Annotated in this window: 19 protein-coding genes and 1 tRNA gene; 8 read left to right on the top strand and 12 right to left on the bottom strand. The window is 52.6% G+C overall.

Annotated elements, in window-relative coordinates; translation table 11 throughout:
* Positions 1-4: 4 nt before the first annotated feature.
* Positions 5-3,178: a hypothetical protein gene (locus CEE36_07375; GenBank protein TKJ42037.1), complete on the bottom strand. Its 3,174-nt coding sequence runs from the start codon at positions 3,176-3,178 to the stop codon at positions 5-7.
* A 371-nt stretch (positions 3,179-3,549) separates the two neighbouring features.
* Between CEE36_07375 and CEE36_07370 the strand changes: the two genes are divergently transcribed.
* On the top strand, positions 3,550-4,368 hold the full coding sequence (locus tag CEE36_07370; protein TKJ42036.1) for a hypothetical protein: 819 nt from the start codon (positions 3,550-3,552) through the stop codon (positions 4,366-4,368).
* A gap of 143 nt (positions 4,369-4,511) precedes the next feature.
* Here CEE36_07370 and CEE36_07365 read toward each other — a convergent pair whose 3' ends face one another.
* Positions 4,512-5,471 carry a hypothetical protein gene (locus CEE36_07365; protein ID TKJ42035.1) on the bottom strand — a complete coding sequence of 320 codons (960 nt, stop codon included), beginning with the start codon at positions 5,469-5,471 and terminating at the stop codon, positions 4,512-4,514.
* The gene (locus tag CEE36_07360; GenBank protein ID TKJ42034.1) at positions 5,468-6,226 is read right to left on the bottom strand and encodes a hypothetical protein; all 759 of its coding nucleotides are present in this window, start codon (positions 6,224-6,226) and stop codon (positions 5,468-5,470) included. Before CEE36_07360 ends, CEE36_07365 begins: the two co-directional genes overlap by 4 nt.
* A gap of 399 nt (positions 6,227-6,625) precedes the next feature.
* Here CEE36_07360 and CEE36_07355 point away from each other — a divergent pair, with 399 nt between their 5' ends.
* A complete protein-coding gene (locus tag CEE36_07355) occupies positions 6,626-7,558 on the top strand; it encodes a hypothetical protein (GenBank protein TKJ42033.1) in 933 nt (310 codons plus the stop codon).
* Positions 7,555-8,334: a hypothetical protein gene (locus CEE36_07350; GenBank protein TKJ42032.1), complete on the top strand. Its 780-nt coding sequence runs from the start codon at positions 7,555-7,557 to the stop codon at positions 8,332-8,334. The genes CEE36_07355 and CEE36_07350 overlap by 4 nt, the downstream gene beginning before the upstream one ends.
* Here CEE36_07350 and CEE36_07345 read toward each other — a convergent pair.
* The 6 genes from CEE36_07345 to CEE36_07320 form a co-directional block, all read right to left on the bottom strand.
* A complete protein-coding gene (locus tag CEE36_07345; GenBank protein ID TKJ42031.1) occupies positions 8,331-9,557 on the bottom strand; it encodes a hypothetical protein in 1,227 nt (408 codons plus the stop codon). The two genes, CEE36_07350 and CEE36_07345, sit on opposite strands and share 4 nt — an antisense overlap.
* A gap of 106 nt (positions 9,558-9,663) precedes the next feature.
* Positions 9,664-10,101 carry a hypothetical protein gene (locus CEE36_07340; GenBank protein TKJ42030.1) on the bottom strand — a complete coding sequence of 146 codons (438 nt, stop codon included), beginning with the start codon at positions 10,099-10,101 and terminating at the stop codon, positions 9,664-9,666.
* Positions 10,102-10,406: 305 nt separating this feature from the next.
* Positions 10,407-10,622, bottom strand: coding sequence for a hypothetical protein (locus tag CEE36_07335; protein ID TKJ42029.1), 216 nt, complete (start codon positions 10,620-10,622; stop codon positions 10,407-10,409).
* Positions 10,623-10,760: 138 nt separating this feature from the next.
* Entirely contained in the window at positions 10,761-11,399 is a 639-nt protein-coding gene (locus tag CEE36_07330) for a hypothetical protein (protein ID TKJ42028.1), read from the bottom strand.
* Between the two features lie 123 nt (positions 11,400-11,522).
* A complete protein-coding gene (locus tag CEE36_07325) occupies positions 11,523-12,290 on the bottom strand; it encodes a hypothetical protein (protein ID TKJ42027.1) in 768 nt (255 codons plus the stop codon).
* A gap of 25 nt (positions 12,291-12,315) precedes the next feature.
* Positions 12,316-12,388, bottom strand: a tRNA-Gly gene (locus tag CEE36_07320).
* 166 nt (positions 12,389-12,554) lie between these two features.
* On the opposite strand from CEE36_07320, the gene CEE36_07315 reads away from it, so the two are divergent.
* Positions 12,555-13,043 (top strand): hypothetical protein, encoded by a 489-nt coding sequence (locus CEE36_07315; GenBank protein TKJ42026.1) that lies wholly within the window; start codon positions 12,555-12,557, stop codon positions 13,041-13,043.
* Between the two features lie 97 nt (positions 13,044-13,140).
* Here the strand turns inward: CEE36_07315 and CEE36_07310 are convergent, their stop codons facing one another.
* Positions 13,141-15,906, bottom strand: coding sequence for a hypothetical protein (locus CEE36_07310; protein TKJ42025.1), 2,766 nt, complete (start codon positions 15,904-15,906; stop codon positions 13,141-13,143).
* 123 nt (positions 15,907-16,029) lie between these two features.
* Between CEE36_07310 and CEE36_07305 the strand changes: the two genes are divergently transcribed.
* Complete coding sequence (locus tag CEE36_07305) at positions 16,030-16,626, top strand: hypothetical protein (protein TKJ42024.1); 597 nt, start codon at positions 16,030-16,032, stop codon at positions 16,624-16,626.
* Positions 16,627-16,685: 59 nt separating this feature from the next.
* Positions 16,686-17,303: a hypothetical protein gene (locus CEE36_07300; GenBank protein ID TKJ42023.1), complete on the top strand. Its 618-nt coding sequence runs from the start codon at positions 16,686-16,688 to the stop codon at positions 17,301-17,303.
* Between the two features lie 122 nt (positions 17,304-17,425).
* Here the strand turns inward: CEE36_07300 and CEE36_07295 are convergent, their stop codons facing one another.
* Together CEE36_07295 and CEE36_07290 are read right to left on the bottom strand one after the other, a co-directional pair.
* Positions 17,426-18,355 carry a glucokinase gene (locus tag CEE36_07295; GenBank protein ID TKJ42022.1) on the bottom strand — a complete coding sequence of 310 codons (930 nt, stop codon included), beginning with the start codon at positions 18,353-18,355 and terminating at the stop codon, positions 17,426-17,428.
* Positions 18,345-19,520 (bottom strand): hypothetical protein, encoded by a 1,176-nt coding sequence (locus tag CEE36_07290; GenBank protein ID TKJ42021.1) that lies wholly within the window; start codon positions 19,518-19,520, stop codon positions 18,345-18,347. The genes CEE36_07295 and CEE36_07290 overlap by 11 nt, the downstream gene beginning before the upstream one ends.
* A 168-nt stretch (positions 19,521-19,688) precedes the next feature.
* On the opposite strand from CEE36_07290, the gene CEE36_07285 reads away from it, so the two are divergent.
* The gene (locus CEE36_07285; protein TKJ42020.1) at positions 19,689-21,131 is read left to right on the top strand and encodes a hypothetical protein; all 1,443 of its coding nucleotides are present in this window, start codon (positions 19,689-19,691) and stop codon (positions 21,129-21,131) included.
* A 58-nt stretch (positions 21,132-21,189) separates the two neighbouring features.
* A complete protein-coding gene (locus CEE36_07280) occupies positions 21,190-22,638 on the top strand; it encodes a hypothetical protein (protein TKJ42019.1) in 1,449 nt (482 codons plus the stop codon).
* Positions 22,639-22,973: the final 335 nt, after the last annotated feature.

Raw genomic sequence — 22,973 nt, 5'->3', positions numbered from 1 at the left:
TGGCCTAAAAGCTCACACGGATGCCGAAGCGCAGCTCACGCGGAGCACCAAACATCGTCGGATCCTGAGCCACACGGCGCTCCCAGTCAGCAACGTCGGCTTCCCACTTCGCATATGAGTCTGCGTAGCCGTCCTTCTCGGGATCACGGTAGGTGGCTTCTTCGTAGACAGGTCGTTTACCATCATCGTCAGGAAAACCGGTGCCGCTGTAGACCTTCGCCACATTTGGCCAGTCAAAGAGGTTGCGAACATCTACATACGCTCCCAGCTTGAGCTTCTTTCCGAGAGGGAACCACTTCTCCAGCTTGGCATCCATGGTCTTCGTGCCCGGCATACGCCGGCTGCCCATGGGTATTATGTTACCGCGGGAGTCGGTTCCCCAGTAGGGCTGTCCTGAAGCGTAGTTGAACTGAACGTTCAGGTTGGTCATTCTTAAAGCCTTAACTGAGAACTCCGGATCAAGATAGAAGTTTACGTTCGTCTTTAGCGAGTGTGTGATGTCAAACTCCAAGGGGTACTCATGCTTCGGTGGCTCCAGAGCGGTGCCGCGATAGCGGTAGTAGAACTCCCGGCCTGAAGAACCGGTACCCTTGGCATCCATGAAGGAGTAGGTTATATTCCAGGAAAGGAAGCGTGGTGCCCGACGCACCAAACCCACATCGAACCCTTTGGTCTTGGCAAAGTCCTCGATCACATACACGGTGTAGGTTGCAAGTTTACCTTTGTAGATGGTGTTCACACTGCGAGTGGCCAGAAGGTTCTCCTGATCCTTGTAGTAGCCCTTAAGTTCAAACGCCATGTTCTTGGATATGAGGTACTTGTATCCCGCCTGGTAGAAGATCGTCTTTAAAGGCGGCAGGTTGGGGTTACCCAAGAGGGGTATGCCTACGGTGATATCGGCTTCCAGGTTCTCATAAAGATCCCGCAGGTTGACCGGCTGGAAGAAGTGCCCGTAGGAGGCATACATCATGGATTTTTCAGAGACCGCGAAGGAGATCGAAAGACGAGGGCTGAACTGGAATTTAGGCTTTGCCCGTTCCTTACCGACGTCGATGTTCTCAGAATCAACAAAGTAGTCGGATGCGGGATGGAAGTAGTCGAAGCGAACACCGGCGTGAAGCTCCAGGTCCTCGTATTTGACCTTGTCCTGAACGTAGGCTGCAGCGATGATCGGTTCCTTGTGGTAGGTATCGTTGTAGGGATTCTCGTTGACGAACTGAATCTCTTTGTAGTCGAGGAAATGGTAGTTCCCGCTGACCCCGGCCTTGAACCAGTGAACCTCGTTGGGGTTCCAGTCAACAGCAACATCCGCTATGTACTTGGTGGTGTTACGCTCCGCCCAGGCGGGTAAAAAGTAATAACGGAAGCGACGGAACAAGGGATCGGAGTTGTAACGAACGTAGTAGAGGTTCCCTGAGCTCTCAAGGCTGTCCTCGTAGGGATTGTCCACGTCCAGTGTATCGAACAGTGTGTCGCCGTTCTCGATAACGGTATCCACGGGTGCTCGCCAGTCACGGTACTTATCGTAGTACTGTTTGTAGAGGTCAAAGTCAAAGGGGTGGTAGTGCACGCCTACTGTATCCCCGTTTTCATCAAGCGTGGGTCGCCACTCGTTGACCTCGTACCAGCGCCAGTTGAGTGCCTCAAGCTGCTCTTTCAAGCCTACCCACCGGAAGGCGTCGTCCTTATCTATAAGGTAGCCACTCTTTTTGATGTATTGATTGTGGAAGAACCAGACCGCGGAGTCAGGGTCCTCGGTGATTGCTGAGTAGTGCTCAAGGATGTTGAGGTAAATAGAGTCTTGGGTGTTCTCGTCAACGTAGGCAAAGGTCGAGTCGGGGATACGAAAGTTCATGGAGTCCGCGTTGTAGAGGCGGTGGAAGATCGAGTCTATTATGGTGTCTCCTTCTTCGGAGATGGTGGTATCTGGTTCCCACCAGGTCTGAGAATAGGCCCAGCTTACCCAGTCCATCAGCTGACGACCGATCATGCGGAACTCGTTGTAGCCTGCGCCATCCATGTAAGAAGTCTTGGTGTGGGTGTTGAATGTACCCACGTTGACAGTGTAGGCTATCTTGTCAATGCGCTGGTTGACCTTGAGATTCAACTGGTAGTTGTCCTGGTTAACCATGGGTCCCTTCTGTAACCAGATGCCCTTCGAGTAAACATGGCTATAGCCATGACGCCAGGTGTTCGAGTAGTTGCCTGAGAGGGTGAACTTCGCCCCGCCCTTGAACGGACGCCAGGCAAGCTTAAGCGTCCCGTTCTTGCGGTGCTGATCGTTGAACGGAAGCCTATCTTCATGCTCCAGGATGTTCCCAGAGATGAAGAAAGAGGAGCGCGGCAGACCCAAGGGTCCACCAAGGGACAAGGACCCCTTGTTGTGCCACATATCCTCGTTAGGAGCCTTGATCGGGTCTTTGCTCAACCTCAGGTGGGCGTCGGTCTCATACTCCACCGTGCCCTCGAATCTCTGGCTACCTTCGCGGGTGACGATGTTGATCACCGCCGACATGGCATCACCGTACTCGGCATTAAAGGTACCGGTGTTGATGGTCATCTCCTGGATGGCGGTGTTGTCGATGTAGACGCCCGATTGACCTGTAACAGGATCGTTGGCGTTGATACCGTCAACCACGTAGACTACCTCGTTGGCTCGACCGCCCTGGATGTGCAGACCGGCCGAGTATCCACTCGAAGTCTCGGTAGCTCCGGCAACAAGCCCTACGACGTCCTCGTAGTTATCCACCGGCCTACGTGCGATCTCCTCGTGCTCTATGGGAGGTGGTTCCGTGGTGAGAAGTTCCCGCTCGGCCGTAATAATCTGCTCAGGCATCCCGATGGCGCCGGGCTTTAGCCTTGCGTCCTGTTTGGTAACCTGGTCGGCCGTAACCTTGACGTTTTTTACCAGGACGGTCTGGTAGCCAATCATCGAGAACTCAAGGGCGTATGTGCCGGCACGAAGGTTAGAGATCACGTAGGTTCCATCCGTCCCGGTCGCAGCACCAGTGACAGGTTCCCCATCTTGTTGCACGGTCACGTTCACAATGGGAAGTGGTTCCCCTGTTTCGGCGTCTCTTACCCGCCCGGTGATCTTCCCCATGATACCGGCCATCAAAAAACAGGGAATAAGAAGTAACACCAGGACGAGAAAAACGCCCCTTACTTTTATTCTCATGTTGAACCTCCTAGCTTAAGCTGGATGGTTTGCTCAACATACTCTATGTTAACTGGGGTCGGAATACTCCGATTGGTGGAGATTGAAGCACCTCCTTTTCTTTCATGTGAGTTTACACTTTGGCATGCAATCATAATACCCGTCCATTTTTCCGGGCCACCCTAGAAAGCCCGACATTAACCTGCTCCAAAAGGTTACACGGGGAGACAATTCGACTCCTTCGTGCATCCCTTTTTACTTGAGTATAGGTTTCTTTCCCAACTTGTCAAGAGGTAAGAAGGGTTAATCTAACTGGAATTTCGCCTCAAAAAACGCGCTCATCAGCCAGTACGTAGGTTGACGTATCCTCCTCGAGGAGTATTCTAGGGGTTATGGGACGGAAATCTCTTCTTCAAGCAAGTGTCGCAATGATTGTGCTGATTGCGGCAATTTCCTGTACGCCTCCGGCACAGATCCAGCCCTTCCTTTGGATCAAGTGGATCAAGGCGCTGGAAGGCGACGGGAGGGTCACTGTCCAGTTCTGGCTCACCGAGGAAACCCTACTTGATCAGGGCGGCCGATACGGCTACTTCACGCTGCTTCGTGCCGAAGGCGAGGGGAAATTTATCGAGGTAGCCGAGTTAGGCCCCATAAATCCCCTGCGCGTCACCTGGTGCTGGACCGATTCTTCGGTTACGAACGGTAAAAGCTACCGCTATCTAGTGCACGCGATCTTTGCGGTCTTCGATGACCCTGAGGCTGAAGGCTACTCGGACACGTTAACGGTCACTCCCCAGGCTGGTCTTGCCGACCCTCGCCACCAACCCCCGGAAAGCCTTAGACATATGCCTTTATTCGAAGACACCGTCACCCTTCTCTGGGCAGAGCCTTCTGAACACGACAGCCTCTACTACCTTCTATATTACTCCCCTGCCATCCACGATTTCACCACCTACGAGGAAAACCTGGATGGCGCGGGCCACGAGTGGGACCCGACCGGAGGCGATCTTGGAGTGCACCCGGTTCGGTTGGACTCGGCAAGGTATACCTTCTATTGCGACCGCGACGGGGAAACGCGAAGCTACAGGATAGTTGCTTTCGTGGATTCGGTTATGTCCTACCCCTCACAGATATTGGAGATCGAGCACACCTGGGAGCCTCCCCAAATCCTCCCTCCGCCATCTGGCGAAGGATTGGAGATGAATCTGTAAAGACGCTGGGACCCTGAACAGCAATCCCCCTTTGTTACAACGATCCTTGCGGCCTTAAGAGGCAAATGGTTGAAGACGGATTCTGTATAACAGCTTAAGGAACTCTCTTACAAAGAGGGATTGAGTTCTAGGGACAGGGAGGGCTAAAGCAAGAAGCCGAGTAAGATAGCGACAACCAGAACGAGGAAGAATCCGCCCCCCAGCAATGTAAGCCCCTTGCTGGTCAAGAGCGGTCGTATGCCGGGCAGGGAGAATATCTTCCCCCGAATCTCCTCCCACCGCTTCGGAGTAAAGTAGGCAAGCGGGAGCTTCTTCAATATCCCAAGGAACCTTGCGCGTACGGCCCCTGCCGGGGTAAGCAGGGTCTTGAGATTCGTCTCGCGCTCCACTATCAACCGCCGGACATGCAGCCGGTCACGATCGAACACCCCGTTTGTGCCTTTGTCTGCGGAGAAACAAAGCCTGTAGCCCTCGCGCAGGAGAAACTCGTTCAGCCGGCGGCGATAAAAGTTCCCCGGGATTCCAAGTGAGATTACCTCCTCCCCGGTTATATGTTCCAATTCAAGTTTGGAGTAGCGGAACTCGGCCACAACCTCCTCATCACGCAGCTCCGAAAGCGGGCGATGAGTCAAGGTGTGGGACTGAACAGAGACACCGTTTTGGGAGAGCTCGCGGAGCTCGGCCGGGCTAAGTATAGGATCGGCCTTGTCTTCAAAAAGATGCTTGTAAGGATAGGGCGAGGCAAAGAGAATAGCAGGGACCTTGTTGCGTTTCAGGATGGGCAATCCCCTTGTTAAGAGGCTTTGAAACCCATCGTCAAAGGTAACCGCAACCGTCCGACGTTTGAGTTTCAGGCGGCCGTTGAAGTAGGCCTCGATCTCACCGATCCCCCAAACGTCAACTCCACCCCCGCCAAGATACCTCATCTGCTCCGCGAAAGCGGATTCGTTAACGGTGTATAAGAGGTCATCGTAGGCCTCGTCGGCGTCGGGCGCGATACGGTGATAAATCAACACGCTGAGCCTCGGCCCTATGAACTCGGGCAGCACGGCGATTACTGCCGCCGTCAAAAGCACCACTATTATTACAAGGAGAAAAATCATCCCTGCACCAGCTTCCTAAGGCCCGAAAAGAGGCCGGGGAACAGCCTCTTGCTTGAGGATTTGGAGAGGTCTATCACTCGATGCAGGGCAGTGGCCGAGGAGTTAATACGGGCGGTTGAGCGAAAGAGCCATTCAGGGGTCTTGCGTTTTAAAGGAAACCTGCCGAGCATAAAATGAGCAGGCAAAGGGTTGAGGATTCGTCTTGAGGTGCAGAAGTGCAGATAGCCAGCCTGGCGGGCAATTGCGGCAGCCCGGGGATGAAGGCTTCCACCGGGCGCGGCAAGAACCCTCACTTCGGTGCCCAACTTATCCTCAAGCTCCAACTTGGAACGCACTATCTCCTGCCTCAACAAGCGATCATCAAGGGCGGCAAAAGGAAGATGGTAATACCCGTGGGTTCCAAACTCAGCACCCTGGCTTGCCATCCGCCGCACCGTGGGCCAGTCAATGTAGCTTGCCTTGCCGATGCAGCCCGGTGGGATAAAAAAGGTGGCGCGCATCCCGCGTTTCTGCAACTCGGGCCAAACTGACTCCCCGGCGGATGAAAGCCCGTCGTCAAAGGTAAGCACCAGGTGATTGCATCGGGTTCGGTCTACGGCAGCAGAAAGGATAGATAGCTGACAATTCATACCGGAGATATAGTCAAGCTGAAGGGTAAAGTCATTATGGGGTATGGAGTAGATCGAATCATCCTGCAGTGGGTTGTAGGCCTCATGTATACCGTGGTATGTAAGGATAAGTAATCGTGCATCCACGGCCAATTCTAGAAGCCATCAGGACTTTGTCAAGCAAGAGTAGTTCGTGAGCGGGGAGATAGTTACCAGGGTTAGGGTATGCGAGCAAGGGTGCTATTAGGAAAAGCAGGGATCTCCTTTAGACCTAGCAAAAAGGAATTAACCAAACAGATCCACCTCCTATGCAGATTAACTACAAGAGATCATACGTCATGAATGCGGTCGAAGCAAGGCTTTTGATCATTGAACACTATTTAGCCCGCAATGTAGCGCAGACACTCCTGTCTGTGCTTTCGGGTTGGAACAGACTTTTGAACAGACAAGTGAAGTTCCGATGGAACCCCTAGGAGCTCGGCTTTAGCTGGGATTAAGTGTTCACTGGCGGGTTGACATGTAGAAAGCGCCCTGTATCATCCGGGGATGTCTTCTTCCTCCCTGCCAGGCTTTGCCCCACAGAAGATAACGCTGCGCAACTCAAAAAAGGTGACGCTTCGATCCGTTACCCCTAATGACAAGGAGAAGTGTTTAGGCTTGAGATTGGCGGTCTACGGCGCATCCTTTCAGTCTGAGGTCTGGGACTGGAAATACAGCGAGAGATGCCCTTATCCCCACGACGTTCTGGTGGTGGAAGCAGAGGAGGAGGTAGTTGCGATTCAGGCGATGCTTGTTTTTCCTTTTATGATCGGAAAGCGTCGTGTCCATGCGCTCTCACTTCTCGATCTCATGGTTCATCCCGCCTGGAGAAAGCAGGGTCTATTTGCGCACCTTATCAAACGTATCGAACGAGAGCTGCTAAATCGTTTCGCGTTTTTCTACTCCTTTCCCAACAGACGCTCGTTCCCGGGATTTATCCGCAGATTCGGCTGGCTGATTCCCTTTCATCCAACCCTCATGGTCCGCCTTGCCCTGCCTAAAAGGGTAAAAAAAATCCCGGTAGAAACCCCTCACCCCAGCAGACCTCGTGTTCACCTGTTTAAGGATCAGACCTATCTTGACTGGCGCTACTCCCGACCGGATATGGAATACCAGAGACTATCAGATCGATCAGTAGTGGCATTCCAGGAACACTGGAAAATAAAGACCGCGTTCGCAGCGGAGTTCAGCCCTCAGGAGGGAGAGGAATCCTCTTCATTGTTGAAGGCGATGGAGCAAGCCGCCGCAGCCGCACCATTGGTTTTTCTCACAAACCCTACATCGCCTACCTTTGGTTTGCTTAAGCGAAACCATTTCTCTACGCGAATTAATCTTCTGCGGCGCTTTCACCTTGTGGTCAAGATGGCGCCAAGGCATAAGGAGCTGCTACAGGACCTGGCCGACTGGGATCTATCCTTTGGAGACTTTGACGGGATATGAAGAAAGGACTCCTGACATTCGACGTCGAGACTTGGTTCTCCGTAACCGACTTTGCGGAATGCATCGACCGGCAGTCCTTTTCCCGCATGCCGCTGAGGCTTGAGAAACCCATCAACCTCCTGCTGGATATGCTTGATGAGCAGGGTGTTACCGGGGTGAGTGCGACCTTCTTTTTCATGGGCGCTGTTGCGGAACGAGAGCCTCGACTCCTGCGACTGGTTACTGAAAGAGGTCACGAGATAGGATGCCACTCCATGAGGCATCGACTACTTTACGATCTCGACGACGCGGAGCTTAAAACAGAGATTATGGATGCCAAGCGCCTGCTTGAAGATATTGCAGGCTGCCGGGTGCAAGGCTTCAGGGCCCCGACCTTCTCTTTGACAAAAAGGGTGATCGAGCACATGGTGAAAGCAGGATACCGCTACGACTCCAGTTTATGGGTTGGGCGGGACGATCTGCTTAGTGAACTTAACGAAGCCGGGATAAAGGAGTTTGCGATCTCCACCCGCAGGTTTATGAAGCGGCTTGTTCCCATGGGAGGCGGTTACATGAGACTGCTTGGACCCGGCTTTTACAACAAGGTATTGAGGCAAGGGCCTGAACCACTGGTTCTCTACCTGCACCCATGGGAGTTTGACCCTTATCATCCACGTATGCCGCAGGCTTCGCTCTGGTCCCGGTTCAAGCACTACAACGGTCTTGGCCGCACTAAAGCGATACTTTCTTCCCTTCTACGCAGGGCGAAATGGGGTACCTGCCGCTCAGCTCTCTAGCGATGAGCCGTTTGCTCCCACACCGAATAATCCTTACCTCTGATGATGTTGAAGATCCCGATTAACGATGAGCAAAGGGAAAGGATAAAGTACCAGATCGAGCCTGCAAGGGGAATCCTAAGCTTCAGTTTGGATGCCACCCCACCGATGATACCAGCAAGATAGAAAAGGCACTGGGCGCAGAAAAGAGCGAGTCCTAATGGATGAGTTATCAGAAAGGCGCTGCTCACGAAAACGAGGATGAAGGGAATGGCTATAAGCCAGCGCAGGACCTTATGGGAAAAAAGCTGCCAGGAGAGAAATGGGAAGCGGAACGGGTTAAGGTAGCCGGCGTTGCGAATAACGCTCCAAAGCCCGAGGGTGATCATCCTCACCCTGCGTGCAAGCAAGGGTGCAGAGCTTGTCGGAGAGTAATCCAGGGCGGAGATACGGCTGAGGAACAGCACCTTCTTGCCATGGCCGATCACCTGAAGAGGGGCAAGGAAGTCGGCGTCGCATCTGGGGTCGGAGAGATCGAAAAGATCGGGCCTGATGGCATAGATCGCACCAGTCAACGCCACAACCCTGCCCATAAGGTTCTCGACCTTGCGCATCAGCACCTCAAATCGCCAGTAAAGCCCCTGACCACTACTGATGCCAGACTCACCTACGTTCGCGTAGTGGATGGTGCCGGTAGTAGCACCCACCTTGGGATCGGCAAACGGAGCGACAAGCTCATTGAGATGGTGCGGTTCAAGGAGTGCGTCTGCGTCCGTTACCACGAAGACATCTGCCTGGCACTGCGCAAGAGCCCTGGCCAAAGCGGCACTCTTCCCGGAACGGCGAGGATTATAGAGCACTCGAAGGATACCCTTGCGTTCGGCTCGCTTGAGCACTTCGAGAGTCTCAGGGGTGGCTGCGTCTGAAACCGCCACGATATCAAGCTTCTCACTCGGATAATCCAAGGCAAGACAATTCTTGATCTTCTCCTCCAGCCTCTTACCTTCCCAACAGCAGGCAAATACAAACATAACACTGGGTAGTTCCTTGTGGGGATAAGTCCTCTTCCTCCATCTCAAGCAAGCAGCTATTGAAAGCAAGATCAATGGGTACCCAAAGAAGGAGTAAAGCAGAAGGAAAGCGGCGCATAGAAACAGAACAGTCATTGTCTCAACTCCTAAAAGCTCGGGGTGGTGAAGATGGCAACACAGTAAAGCCTGACCCTGCGCAGAGGCACCATCCATATCCAGGCTCTGGGAAAGCTTATGATCACCTTGCTGGTGCCAGACTCCCGCATCCCCTTAAGGATAGGCAACGGCTCTTTGACGTAATCAAACGATCCGATGCCAATCATGGTTTCCGCTTCCCTGTCCCAGAGATCTTCCTGAAGGGAGAGATCCTCCCGTAATCAGGATGGAATGCTATAGGGAACACCGAAGAATCATACTTGATCCCTGCCCTTTTTGTAACCTCGAGCGCCCTCTCCAGATCCTCGCGGAAGGATTGCGGGGTCATACGGGTAAGTGGGGTGTGAGAATACCCATGGGTGGCGATCTCGTGGCCTTCCTCTTCGATCTCCCTTACGAGACCTGGAACCTGCTCGGCGATCCACCCCAGAACGAAAAACGTGGCTTTGGTGTTATGTATGGAGAGGAGTTTCAATATAAGCCTGGTACTTTGATCTATACGCAGCTCCTGGATGTCCCAATCTTCCCGTCTGACCACATCCCTTAGGTTATAAACACAGAACCAATCTTCCAGGTCAATTGAGATACCGTTTTTCACCAGACTCTACCTTTGCAGCCCCATCTCCTCTCTCTCGAGAAACTGAATTCCCCCAAAGTCCTACCGAGTATCATCCCTCCCATCAACTTCAACTTACCCATTGGCACAGTATAGTCAAAATCCTAAAGGGGTCAATCCGAAGTAATATATTTTCTGGTTCGAAGATGGTAACGTTGGTCAACGTCCACAAGAACGAGGGGCTGAGAGACCTAAAACAAAGTCTGACGAAACAAACGAGAACCCATGAGCTTTAACCCTGAAGGCTCTTAGCGAGGGGAGAGAACTAGATAGATCTATCTCTGTTCCGTTCAGGAACGCAACTCGGTAACAACTTCTTTAAGTGCTACAAGCTCTTTATTCTTATAGGGTAGTCCAGGATCGGGGTCAACTTGAGCCTGCACCCACCTTCCTGAACTCTGATATACACGGTAGACATTTCTTACCTGTCCCGTCAGATTCCATACCTCCTGACCTATTCTTACTATGTGAACAAACTTTTTGGGTCTATCTGGCGTAACACCCATACAATCCTCCTACAAATAACTACAACTCAATACCTAAGTAAAGTAACCGACAGGGCTATTACACCCAATCTAAGCCACTTTGCGTTGATTACGCGGGGTAAATTCTTGAAGACTTGAAGACTAGAAAGCCTTACCTTACTACTTTAACTTCACTATCTTGGTGGTTCTTCCTTCACTACCTTTGGCGAAGTAGGTTCCTGCAGGCAACTGGTTAAGGTAGACATCGCCATCGTTTATCTCACAATCAACCTTATTCCCTACTATGTCATAAATCTCACTACAGCCTTCAACATGGACAAGGGGACCGGAAGATAGAATACTGTGGCTAGACAACCCATCCGAAGACTCCGGTGGAGCTTCAGTTACAAAAGGCTCCTCATCCGATGGACAGAAAACCATTACTTGAAGTGTAGGGTTTCTAACTGTACATACACCTGCTGAAAAAATGCCTCCTCTTACCCAACTTTGGACAACAACCCGCCCACTATCCATAGACATCATATAGGTAAGATTAAACTCAGAAGCCGAATGCCTTTGCTTTTCCCCATTCACATTAAACCAACCTTCTTTTTTCATAGCATCAGGATAGTTACTATAAGAAAGAACGCACGAAATCAGAAGATAGGAAGGTTGATCTAAGGTAAAAGTAACTTCCAGGATTTTCTGTATGGACAAAGAACACTCAACATCACCTTCTATGTACTTCTCCACCAAGAACATCTCACTCGCCATTCCTATGACTACTAAAGCCATTAGGACTAGAAGAACTTTTTTCATTTCTCCTCCTTTGTTCTTCTTTTTACGTGTCTACAAATAGGAAAAACTAGAAAATTCTTGACTAAATCTCGCTAAATCCCCATCCTGCCTTTCCCATACTATTTTCCCCCAGCGCTCGGCGTTCTATTGCCGGTCGATGATGATGGTCACCATGCACTCGCAAAGCAAACGCAGGTTAAGCGGCGAATCCAGGATACGTTCTGCGTCCGCAGCGGAAAGGACGATGTCACAGCGATCACGTCCAACGGTACGTTCGGCTACCAACCTCAAGGGGTTGAGTCCAAGCTCCCGGGTTTGGAGCGCGGCCCGCGGTGAGTATGCATAATGCACATAGCCACGTTCCAACAAAACATCTCTATCCACGTTGCCCGCATCAAGGATTACGTTACCCTGTGGATCAAGGAGTCGCGGAAAGATACCCGGTCGGAAACCTGTGCCTCGCGCGTCGATAATGAAGCCGGTGCTGGGTATGGAGCTCAGGTTGTTCTGTTCTGGGCCGGTTGAGGCATCCGGTTCTTGCTCATGCAAAGTAGGAGGTTGCATGGGACGCGGGATGAGTTCTTCAAGGAAGGGACCAACCAGGCTTATTACATACTCGTTCTGGACCTCTCCTGCGGTGGAGTAGCGAGTAGAAACGACTTGTGGATATGAGAGCGCGGTTTGGAAATAATTCTGAGCATCTCGTGAGCGAGCCACCGCATCCCCTAGACTCAACTCCCCGTATAGGGGTATAGTTGCAAGCATTGAATCGAGGCTTGCCTCGAGCTCCCCCTTATAGAGCGTGTCGCTGGCGAGATTAACCGGTCCATAGAAGTGAACCGAGAGTTCGCTCCAATCCACCTCCAACTCAACACCGCCGATCAATAGGAATGCTAACACAAACTGAGCCATTCAGCCTCCAGTATTAGACACTTCAAGCGGACGACGGGGCTTGAACCCGCGACCACAGGCTTGGGAAGCCTGTGCTCTACCAACTGAGCTACATCCGCATCTTTCAAGAAAAGTATAGGCCAGAAAGCGGGTCTGTCAAGAGGGGGGAGTTCGTGCGCCAAGAGATAGTTACCAGGTAGGTAGAGGGGTGTTGAAGGTATTTGAGAAAGCGGGGATCTCCTTTAGACTTACAAAAAGAGAACTAAGAAAGGAGATCCACCGCCTATGCAACTTGCTTATAAGAGACTACTCAGTATGAACCTCCTAGAAGCAAGACGTATGATTATAGAGGTATACGAGCGTTATGCAAGCATCTCGGCAACAGCTCACCAGATGGGGACTTCACGTCAGGTGGTACGCAAGTGGATCAGGCGTTACGAAGCAGAGGGGAAGAAAGGACTCATGGATCGTTCTCGTCGTCCCCACATCTCGCCTCGCAAGACGCCCTATCACCCCAAGCGGTTGCTTTGCAACCGCTTGGGGACCCCGATCTTTTGTCCGAAGGACAAAAGGAGGGTTAAGGACGAGGAGTTCTATCTACCTTGCATACTCAGTTGGAACAATGCCGATGACATGTTAAGATCAGCTCAAACGTGGCAGTATGTCTATAATATCAAAAGGCCTCACTTCGGTAAAGGTATGGGTGGACTGTCTCCTCTTGTACCCTTGAGGGGCATAAACCAAACTCCAATCTCTTGGTTACAATCGCCTTGATGATAACTTCTGCTTCTTCCCTGTCGTCCTACTCGATGATCTCAACCCCCTATTACCTGGTAACGATGTATTGACCATGGACAGTTTAAGAGGAATGTTAGCGCGTCTCAACCAGCTCCACATCCTTCCAGGAGTCGGGCCAGGGGTCGGCTGCAAACTCAACTGCGTCCTTTCTTGAACGCATGATCTCAAACGGAAGTGAGGTTGAAACACCACCGTGGACGTTAATCTCACCATTCAAATTAACGCTTACCCCAAAGATCGGTGCAAGTCTAAGAAAACCCCAGAAGAGGTGTATCTCAGGTGAGAGTTCAAGACCAACGGAAGCACCAAGAAGATTCCGGGAGTCAAAAGCCGCATCCGTGAAGAGGTTCACGTAGAGGTCTTCAAAGAAGATATTCGGGTTCCATATCCCGAACCGCATCACAAGCAGCCGGTGGCGGTATTCAAGGGTAGTGGTAGCAAAGACGGGATCGGTGGTTTCGATCTCCGCATAGCCGCGGATGGGAGCAGAATGATTGTAACCCGCAGGAAGCTGCGCGGAAAGGTCTGCAAAGGTGGAGACATCAGCCAGAAGAAGTCCCCCGGCAAGATCGAAGACCGCCGCAGAACGTGTGAGGAGCCAGGAGCGTTCATCTGGGGAGAAGATGGGTGATTCCCATTGGTGGGATGCGGCAAGACCGAGTCCCCAGAACGGCCAGGAGAATGACAGGCTGATATTGCTAACCAGAAAACGATTCTGAAGGCTATCTCCCGTAACCAGGAACCCCTCGCCCCAGCGGATGACGTTGAGGCCGCGCCCGGGGCGGTAGTAGATAGGATAGTTGAAGGAGGGATAGATTCGGTAACCATAACCGAGAAACTGACCGGCTGTATCCCACATCGGATTATGCGAGTAGTCTAGATTCAGGCTGAGCGGAGCGAACCGTTGGTTGCTCCAGTTCGCATCCACGGAGTTGGTGTTATTTATGACGTCGTAACTTACATCCGCCTGGTAGAAGTTCTCTCCCAGAACGTCCGCACCCAGAAGGAAGATGCCCATATCGAGATTTGTAAGATTCCAGGCATCGTTAAAGCTCGGCCATACGTAAGGTATCCTTGCCCAGGGACGAAAGAGGGAGAGGTAGGGGCAAAACCGCGAGCGGGTCTTGAAGCCCCCGGAGTAGGTCGGGAGCCTCTTGTCCCAGAAGGTAAGACCTCGGGAAAGAGGGGGACGGCTGGGCATATCAGCAAGCGACAGCCGAGCAGGCACCGAGTAGATGTCATAACCTTCCGGGTTCAGCCCCAGAAAGAAAAGCTCCTCACCAATCAGGACCGGATTCAGTGCATAGCTGGGAGCATCAAATACCTGATGAGTCATGGTTTCGGTATCCAGCACGTATACACCCACCAGACCTTTCGGCCCTTTTGGATTTGCGGCATACAGAAGATTGCCCTTTTGGTCAAGCCAGAGGCTGAACTCGCTGTAGTCGGTGCGGGTAAGCTGTTCCCAGGATTTATTATCTGCTGAATATCTCCACAGATTCCAGTTGGAACCCTGCTCGCGCGCCGAGAAGAAGGCGCTGCCGTCTCCACTGATGACAATCTCACCTACAAGCGTATCGCCTTCCCAGAGCCTCTCCGGCTCACCACCTCGAGGAGGTATTCTGAGCAGGGCTGAGCCGAACCCCGGGGTGCGGTCCATGGACAAAAGGAACGAGCCGTCGGGCAGGCGGTCGAACGCACGAATTCTGCCTTCATAGAGCTTCTTGCTCCTGCCTGTGGAAAGATCGTAGGAGCGCAGCTCGAAAAGCTCGCCGAAAGCGTTATTTGAAGTATTACTAAACCCCCGCTTGAATGTGGTTGTGGCACAGTAAAGAACCCCGTCGTGAACGCGAAGCATCTGAACCGAGGTGTTCGGGCGAAGGATAACCTCTTCTTCGCCTGTAGCCGGATCGAGTGCCACGACGTCTAAGTACCAGGATGTGTTGAGTGCAGCCCGCTTCTTGATGGTGGTACGGGCGTAGTAGATACGTTCGCCGTCGGTGGCAAGACCCGAAACATACCAGCCTTTCTCAGTTAAACGTCGCGCTACCGAGTCGGCGGAAAGCCAGGACGATGCCTGCTTATAGGTAGCCTTCTTCCAGTCGTGCAGAAGATAAGGGAATCCATCACCAAAAGACTTGCGCGCGCTGCGGTCGATAAAGAAGAAAGGTATGCTCGCCCCGTTCACCCGGTAGAACTCGGCGATCGTCTCTGGCCCCTTCTCATCCACCACCCACTCGAAGAACGGCCCTCCGTAGGCATAGATGGAGTTGTCCATTGGGAACTGGGTGAGCGAACCGTCCATCTCCCAGCGCTTCGGGAACATTCCCTGGGATGTGCGCGTAAGCAGATTGGCGTCGAAAAAACCGCCTTCGAGCCTGCCCTCATAGGGCTCTACCTGGGACTCGTAGTAGACGGTAACACCCTCTATCATCCAACCGGGGACGAGCGCGTTGGGCAGAACCCAGGGGCCAAGGAGAAACTTGAGGAACTTGGGGAGTCCGTAAACCGGCTGTATCGAGGAGATGTGTGTGTACTCGTGCACCCCCACGGTGCGCATCCAGTCACGGGTGGAGATGTCAAGCCCTGAGGGCGGGGTGGTAAACAGGTGAATCTCCGATCCCACCGGGTTGGCAAACCCGTTAACCCACATACCCACGTCCTCGATAACCACCCAAACCTTGCCCGGGTCCCAGCCGGTAAGTTGATTCACGTTGTCGCGTTCGGTTTCCATCCAGGAAACTGCGTGCCGCGCCTGATCTTCGTAACCGCGAGGATAGACCAGCCTGAAGTTCTCGCTTTCGGCTACCTGCCAGCGGGTGAAGGCGGAGAGCACCATCGGCAGCAGTAACAATCCAAATACTAATCTCCTCACAGCTGGAAGTATAGGGTCTGACAAAGCGGGTGTCAATGTTGACAGGTTAAGTTCTGCAAGTATATTAGTCCAGATGAAGGAGGAAACATGAAACGCTGCATCCTTTTGATTGCCCTTCTAGGGACGTGTGTGGGAGCGTTGGAGATAACCGCTCTGGGTGGAGGGAACTACCAAGCGATGAATCCCGAATATTATCATGAAGGCGCATGGGGATGGCATGGAGGCTTGCTTACAGAGTTATCTATAGTGCCCTCGTTATTGGGAATCAACATAGGTCTTGAGAGCGGCATCCTTTTTCAACAAGCCAATTACTTCATCATTCCAGCAATACCTGAGTATCCTCCCATGGTTACTCATCAGTCCAATTTAATAATTCCACTCCTCCTAAAACTAAGACTTGCCACTGTGAAAGCGTTTCATTTCCAATGGGGCGTTGGTCCCTCGCTGATCCGCAATGTTTACGGCTGGTGGGAGGATGCAGAAGGCGGTGAAGGTGTCGTAGATAAACAATACTATGAAACCGATTTGGGATTGCACCTCAAAGGAGAAATCAACATCAGATTGTCTCCAAAACTGTGGCTTAATCCTGCAATCACCAGACAGTTTAACCTAACCGCCAAAGATACGTGGCTCGACAAGGGTCAAAACTGGTTCTTTTCCCTGGGCCTGGCCTTGAAAATCTAAAAACTTACAGGTATACTGGGGGACAACTCGGAGAGTAGAACAAAACCAAAGGAGCAGGCATGAAGAAATTCGTTTTGCTTCTCGCCTTGCTGGCGAGCGTTGCGTGGGGCGTCGAGGTTACGGGCGTAGGTGGACTCAACTACCAGAGCTGGGACGACGGCAATGGCAACATAGGCTCGGGCGTGGGCCTGCACGCAGGTCTCCTGGGAAGCATCGGGATAACCCCGTCGTGCCTGCCTGCGTATATCGGAGCGGAAACCGGATTCCTCGTACAAAGCGCCAAATATAGCTGGGAAACCGGCTTCGGTGACACCGATCTTATCCTGAAATATAATAACGTGGTTATACCTGTCCTGCTCAAGGGCACTTTGAAGCCCACCGGCAAGTTCCACATAGGAGCAGGTCTTGGTCCCGCTTTTATCGTCCACACTTCAGGAGCCACCGGGATAGGTGCCGGCAACTGGGACCTTATGGTTGACATCCCCGATGATGACTTAAAGACCGACGTTGGGTTCCAAATAAAAGGTGATGTGGGTATAAAGCTCATCCCCATACTGTGGCTCAAACCTTCCCTTACCGTGCAGCTTAACGGCAATCCTTACTCACCGGTAACCCATGAACGGCAAGGCTCCGAAACCACCATCCTCTTCTCCGTGGGCCTGGCGGTAAGCCCGTAACACGATGCTCCTTTCGTCGGGGCACGAAAGATTACAACGCAACAGGAAGGCCGCCGAAGGCGGCCTTTAATTCCCAATAAATTCGCACTTTGCAATTTGAATTATAAAAGTGGCTTGCCCTATCATAGTATCTCGGCCAAAGCCGCTGCGCCTAGTATTCCTGCCCTGTCGCCGAGTTTAGAGCGCACCACCCTCAGCCTGCGGCCGCGAAGCGGCATGGTGTAGCGCTTAAGGGATTTCCGGATCGGCTTGATGATAAGATCACTCGCTTTGCTTATACCCCCGTTGACTACAATCACCTCAGGATCAAGAAGTTGCACCACGTTGCCAAGCGCCCGTCCAATGCGTTCTCCCGCTTCAGCAAAGATCTTCTGTGCCACCTCATCACCCTCACGCGCGGCCTTGGCCAGAAGCTTGGGGGTAAGCTCCTCCTTTGATGTCAATCGGGCTAAATGGGATCTTTTCTTCATGCGGCGCTTTGCCAGGGCTGTCAGATGACGTGAGCTAACGTAGCTCTCAAGGCACCCTCTCAACCCGCAAGCACAGCGAGACCCGTCGGGTTCAAGCGAGGTGTGCCCGAACTCACCCGCCGCATCGTTTGCCCCAAGAATCAACCTGCCATCGGACACAATCCCACCTCCCACGCCTGTCCCAAGGGTGAAGCAGAAGAGGTGCTCGGTCCCATAGCCCCCGAAGCGGTACTCCCCCCAGGCAATCACGTTGGCGTCGTTGCCCACCGCAACCGGAACCCCGAAGCGTTCATGAAGCATCTCTTTTAAGGGCACGTCCTTCCAACCCACAAGATTCGGGGAAAACCGAACTATCCCCTTATGATGATCTATGAGACCGGCTATCCCCACACCCACCTGTGCAATCGTTTCATCATTAGCGATGCTTAAAGCTTTTGATGCAATACGTTCCACAAGGCTTTCCGGGCCCTCCCTCATAAGTGTAGGGATACGCGCACGGGCTACGATCTTGCCATGCTCATCCACCAGACCAAGACGGGTGTTGGTGCCCCCCACGTCCACGCCGAGCGAGTTAACCGACATAGGCCTTATAAAGGGCGATGATACGTTCCCTTAACGCCTCACCCATGCTCACATCTCGACGCTGCATCACCTTCTCAGCGGTCGAAAGCAACTTCTTTAGCTCGTAAACGTTGGCCTCGCCCCAGGAGAAGGAAGGAATATTCTTCGAACAGAGCCCGCCTCCCAGGATGTTTGCAAATATCCCGATCATCGCACCGGTGGGGATAAGGGTTCCTATGGCGGTCTTGGTGTGATCGCCCATGATGCAGCCGAACTTGACAAGACCTGTGGAGATGGTCTCGCCTGCAAGGTTGACCTTGACCTCGGAGTAGTTGTTCTTGAGGTCGGAGTTGGCGGTCATGGCACCCAGATTAACCCACTCGCCCAGGTAGGAGTGGCCGATGAACCCCTCGTGGTGCTTGTTGACGTAGGCGTGGAAGATGGAAGCCTCGACCTCGCCGCCGGCACGGCAGCAAGGGCCTAAGACGGTTCCTGCTCTGAGCCTCGCGCTGTCCACGATACTCTCAGGACCTACGTAGACCGGGCCTTCGATCAAAGTGGGGCCTTTAATAAGTGCGTTTCGAGCCACGGTCACCGGGCCTTTCCGGCAGTCTATTACCGTACCTGCCTCGACCCGTGCCCCTTTCTCTAGTCTCAGGGCTGAGCCGTAGACCGTGGCGTGGGGATCAAGCGTACCTTTTGCAAGTTCACCCTCAAAGTCACGCGTGACCTCAAGCTCTAGGGAAGCAAATATCTCCCAGGGATAGAGCATCCGTCTGCCCCCTATCCGGTGTTTGGTTAGATCTGCATCCTCAAGAAACCCCTGAATACTCTCAGCACTTTGATAGCCTGAGAGGGAGTCGGTGCTGAAACCCAGGAGATTTTCGGCTTCACCAACCAGAAGTTCGTCCGAATCGATATATGCCAGCGGTTCGGTGAGCACGCTTCCCGCGGCTATGAAGAGGTGGCAGCCCTCAGGCACCTTGTTGGCATCCCTGGCCAGCTCGGGCCAGCACTCGGAGAGAAGGTCAAGCAGCTCTTCCCGGATGATACCCCGGATATCCTCGCCTGAGAGCCTTGCGAGTTTTTCGCGAAAGCTCAAGGCACCGCAGCGTGTCTCGGTTACGGGTCGAAGCAAAGACAACGGCTCGAAGTTCTCCCATGAGTCCTCGTAGATGAATATCATGCCCTAGACTAGCGAAGATTAGGAGATTGTCAATAACATGCCACCACACTGAGGCCGATCTTGACATACTCACTTAATAGCCTATTATAAAAATAAGTGGTCTTTTAGCTGAAAAAATTCAGGCTTTGTGGTCAACGCCGGGCAACCGGCAAAAACAAGGAGGCTTACATGCTTAGGAAGTCCTTGTTCATTCTACTGGCGGCATTGCTTGCCGCTATCCCCTTAACAGCCCAGGGCGGCTGGATAAAAAACTACGGCGACGCCGATTACCAGTTCGGAGAATTAGTGGAAGAAACCTCAGACGGTGGATACTTTGTTATGGGCAATACAATCTCCGAGCAGACCAAAACCGACATATGGCTTTTAAAGACCGACGAAAATGGAGACACCTTATGGACGAAAACCTACGGCGGGCCTCTTGAGGAATACGGGTTTTCCGGACAGATCACTTCCGACGGTGGATTTATCATCGCCGGGTTTACCGAATCCTTCGGTGCGGGAAAATACGACGCCTGGCTTTTGAAGATAGACCCTGATGGAGATACCGCCTGGACTCGGACTTACGGGGATACGGGTTATGATGTGGCAAGCAGTGTCCATCAAACCACCGACGACGGCTACATCATAACCGGCCACCGGGACGGTAAGTTCAGCCAAGTGACCAACTACGTGATACCCGGCGACATCTGGCTTATAAAAACGCAGGCGGACGGCACGTTGATGTGGGAGAAAACCTACGGCATCCCGGATCAGGACTACGAAGAGGGGCTGTGTGTGCGTCAAACCTCTGATGGCGGATATATAGTAGGTTGTAACGGATTGGAGGAACCTGCCACCATGAGCGCGGCCAGGCTTATGAAAACAGATGCAGCGGGCGATTCGGTTTGGGTGTATAGAACCAGTGATGACAGATGGTTTAACTGCGTTCGCCAGACATCAGACGGATCGTACATGATTGCAGGAAGCATTGATACAGACTTGGGAATAGCCAGGTTTTCAGAAACTGGTACTCTTATGTGGGAAAAGACTTACGGGAAATCTTCCCCGGCATACGATTGGGCCACCTGGATAGAACCGACCCCTGATGGGAACTACATCGTAACCGGTATTTACGGCGCAATTCTCCTTGGAAGCAACCCCAGGGACGCAGATGTGTGGCTTCTTAAAGTAGACGAAAACGGAGATACCCTGTGGACACGTCTCTTCGGCGATAATCCAGAATTTGACGCCGGCTGCTGTGTGAAACCTGCATCAGATGGAGGCTACATAATCACCGGATATTCAGGCACCTACTCCAATGGTGAGTATGACATCTGTCTCATCAAAACCGACTCCTTGGGCTACGTTGGTGTTGCCGAGCCCGTAACACACCCATCTAACTGGCAGATTTCATCCTCGATCGGACAACAAATCACCCTGCGCTACGCGGATCACCCACAAGGTTTCCACGCTCAGGTCTTCGACGCATCGGGCAGAAAGGTGGATGAGATACACGCAGGAGGAACATCAGGAACTATTGTTTGGGGAGATGAACAATCTCCTGGAGTCTATTTTATAAGGGTTGACGAAAACAAAACACCCCGGACGGAGAGGGTGATCCTCGTCAGATAACCGTCGGGGTCCCCGCACGGCTACGAAGTAGACGTGTGGGGTGCAAAAAGGAGGAAACATGAAACGCTTAGCGGTCTTATCTATAGCGGCAGTGATGCTTGCCGCTATCCCTCTCGCAGCCCAAACCAGCTGGATGAAGACCTATGGCACAACAGGCACCTCTTCCGGTTGGTCTGTGGAACAAACCTCAGACGGGGGTTACATCGTTATAGGCGGAAGGGCCTTACCTGCGCAGACCTCAGAGGTATGGATTATCAAAACAGATTCCAATGGGGATACTATCTGGACAAGGTCCTTTGGCGGCCATGCTGAGGATTGGGCCTACGGCGGCCAAGAGGTCTCGGATGGCGGCTACATCATCGCAGGCTACACGGAGTCCTTCGGGGCCGGGAATTTCGACCTCTGGCTTTTAAAAACGGACGCTGATGGCGATACCTTATGGACAAAGACCTACGGCGGGGAAAACTATGATGCGGCTTACGGCGTGGATCAGACCTCAGACGGCGGATACATCGTCACCGGCTACAGGGATGCCGTTGAGCATGAGGAGTCCGGCTATCCATGGAATGGCGATCTATGGCTTCTAAAGACCGACTCAGAAGGTGACACCATCTGGACAAAAACCTACGGCGATGAAGATACATGGGACGAAGGCTGTCATGTCCAGCAAACCTCCGATGGAGGCTACATTATAGCTTGTTTGGCTCTGTATTCTGAGGCTACTCTGAATTCAGTTATGCTAATGAAAACAGACGGTAAGGGAGACAGCCTGTGGACATACAGGGCCGGAGGCACACAACTCATGTGTGTGCGAGAGACCGCAGATGACGCCTACGTCGCGGCTGGCATAGAGATGGGTGATTTAGTGTTACTCAAAACAGATGGAAGTGGAAACCTTTTGTGGAAACGCACGTGGGGGAAAACGAATCCTATCTATGCCAACGATTGTGCAGACTGCGTGCAAGAGACCTCGGACGGCGGCTACATAGTTACGGGAATCTACGGACTAAAATCTTACGTGGGTGGATATTCCGAAGACGGGGATCTGTGGCTCTTGAAGACCGACGATAAAGGTGATACTGTATGGACGCGTCTCTACGGCCAGAACCCTCAAAAGGATTACGGGAGCTGGGTACAGCAAACCACTGACGGCGGCTACATTATCACCGGAATGACCGAGACCTACGGAGGTTCCGAAGGAAACCTCTGGCTGATCAAGACCGATTCAGAGGGGCGGATAGCTGTAGCCGAAGAACCGCACGTAACACAATCCGATTGGCAGATTCCAGTTTCGGTTGGCCGCCGGATAGTGTTGCAGTATACCGATAGACCGCAGGGTTTCTCGGCTTCGGTGTTCGACGCATCGGGCAGAAAGGTGGATGAGATACACGCAAGCCAAGCATCCGGCACGATTATTTGGGGAGACACCCAGACGCCGGGCGTCTATTTCATCCGTTCATCTTCGGATAATACAATGATTACCCGGAAGGTTATCCTGGTAAAATAAGAACTCGGGCCGACCTAAAGGTCGGCCACTACAGATTCTTCCACCCCACACGTCTGCTACACCCGACGGGGGCGCAGGCGCAGCCGTGCGGGGACCCCGAAACAAAAGGATGGCATTGATCATCCTTGACTTAGAGCCTTCGCTAAGGTAAACTTAAGCTATGACCCGCGGAGTGGAGATCCTCAAGGTGGCCGAGCTTGCCCGTTTAGAACTCAAGTCAGGGGAGAGGCAACGGTTTGGCACTGAGTTCGAGCGGATAACCGCCTACTTCGCACAGTTGCAGAAGTTAAGCCTGGAAGGTGAGATAACGTTTCCCTATCCATGTCCACGTACGC

This window comes from candidate division TA06 bacterium B3_TA06 (assembly GCA_005223075.1).
Lineage (GTDB): Bacteria > Hydrothermota > Tepidihabitantia > B3-TA06 > B3-TA06 > B3-TA06.
This window is presented reverse-complemented; position numbering and strand designations above follow the sequence as displayed.

Bases quoted from the DNA above. Each gene is read 5' to 3' on its own strand.
- CEE36_07375 (TKJ42037.1), bottom strand. From the start codon at position 3,178: ATGAGAATAAAAGTAAGGGGCGTTTTTCTCGTCCTGGTGTTACTTCTT.
- CEE36_07370 (TKJ42036.1), top strand. From the start codon at position 3,550: ATGGGACGGAAATCTCTTCTTCAAGCAAGTGTCGCAATGATTGTGCTG.
- CEE36_07365 (TKJ42035.1), bottom strand. From the start codon at position 5,471: ATGATTTTTCTCCTTGTAATAATAGTGGTGCTTTTGACGGCGGCAGTA.
- CEE36_07355 (TKJ42033.1), top strand. From the start codon at position 6,626: ATGTCTTCTTCCTCCCTGCCAGGCTTTGCCCCACAGAAGATAACGCTG.
- CEE36_07350 (TKJ42032.1), top strand. From the start codon at position 7,555: ATGAAGAAAGGACTCCTGACATTCGACGTCGAGACTTGGTTCTCCGTA.
- CEE36_07345 (TKJ42031.1), bottom strand. From the start codon at position 9,557: ATGGATGGTGCCTCTGCGCAGGGTCAGGCTTTACTGTGTTGCCATCTT.
- CEE36_07335 (TKJ42029.1), bottom strand. From the start codon at position 10,622: ATGGGTGTTACGCCAGATAGACCCAAAAAGTTTGTTCACATAGTAAGA.
- CEE36_07330 (TKJ42028.1), bottom strand. From the start codon at position 11,399: ATGAAAAAAGTTCTTCTAGTCCTAATGGCTTTAGTAGTCATAGGAATG.
- CEE36_07325 (TKJ42027.1), bottom strand. From the start codon at position 12,290: ATGGCTCAGTTTGTGTTAGCATTCCTATTGATCGGCGGTGTTGAGTTG.
- CEE36_07315 (TKJ42026.1), top strand. From the start codon at position 12,555: ATGCAACTTGCTTATAAGAGACTACTCAGTATGAACCTCCTAGAAGCA.
- CEE36_07310 (TKJ42025.1), bottom strand. From the start codon at position 15,906: ATGGTGCTCTCCGCCTTCACCCGCTGGCAGGTAGCCGAAAGCGAGAAC.
- CEE36_07305 (TKJ42024.1), top strand. From the start codon at position 16,030: ATGAAACGCTGCATCCTTTTGATTGCCCTTCTAGGGACGTGTGTGGGA.
- CEE36_07300 (TKJ42023.1), top strand. From the start codon at position 16,686: ATGAAGAAATTCGTTTTGCTTCTCGCCTTGCTGGCGAGCGTTGCGTGG.
- CEE36_07295 (TKJ42022.1), bottom strand. From the start codon at position 18,355: ATGTCGGTTAACTCGCTCGGCGTGGACGTGGGGGGCACCAACACCCGT.
- CEE36_07290 (TKJ42021.1), bottom strand. From the start codon at position 19,520: ATGATATTCATCTACGAGGACTCATGGGAGAACTTCGAGCCGTTGTCT.
- CEE36_07285 (TKJ42020.1), top strand. From the start codon at position 19,689: ATGCTTAGGAAGTCCTTGTTCATTCTACTGGCGGCATTGCTTGCCGCT.
- CEE36_07280 (TKJ42019.1), top strand. From the start codon at position 21,190: ATGAAACGCTTAGCGGTCTTATCTATAGCGGCAGTGATGCTTGCCGCT.